The sequence below is a fragment of the Paenibacillus sp. Y301 genome (assembly GCF_059445505.1).
In genome coordinates this window covers 1-531 of record NZ_JCAIUL010000055.1, presented here as the reverse complement: position 1 = coordinate 531, position 531 = coordinate 1, and the positions used below count along the sequence as shown (strand labels likewise).

The following is a 531-nucleotide window of genomic DNA, read 5'->3' as shown; positions in this document are numbered from 1 at the left end:
TGGACCACCGTCAAGAAAGTAGACACTCCGTTAAGAAATTTATTATGCATTCTTCTTCTTTTGAAAGAGCGCAGCAAAGCGAACCGGCGATAAATAACCAAGTTTACTGTGGATACGTTTACGGTTATAAAAGAATTCAATATACTGAAAGATTCCATCATATGCTTGCTTCTTGGTCTTAAATGTCGTGCAGTAAACATATTCCTTCTTAAGAATACTGTGAAATGATTCGATACAGGCATTGTCATAACAATTACCCTTCCGGCTCATGCTCGCAGTCATTTTGTAGACAGTTAGTCTTTCTCGGTAATCTGCTGATGCATACTGTGAACCACGATCGGAATGGTGGATCAATCCCTTCCTCGGTTTCTTATCTTTATACGCATCGTCTAGCGCACCAAGTACCAAGTCTGTGGTCATACGATCACCAAGCCGCCAGCCTACAATCTCACGCGTACAGAGATCTAGGATGCTTGCTAGATAGAGTCTGCCTTCGCGGCAAGGGATGTAGGTAATATCCGCAACCCAAGT

General features: G+C 42.7%; 1 protein-coding gene. It reads right to left on the bottom strand.

Going from position 1 to position 531, the window contains the following annotated elements:
- Positions 1-42: 42 nt before the first annotated feature.
- A partial coding sequence (locus AC1D69_RS25065) for an IS3 family transposase (RefSeq protein ID WP_495458822.1) occupies positions 43-531 on the bottom strand: 489 nt, incomplete at its 5' end.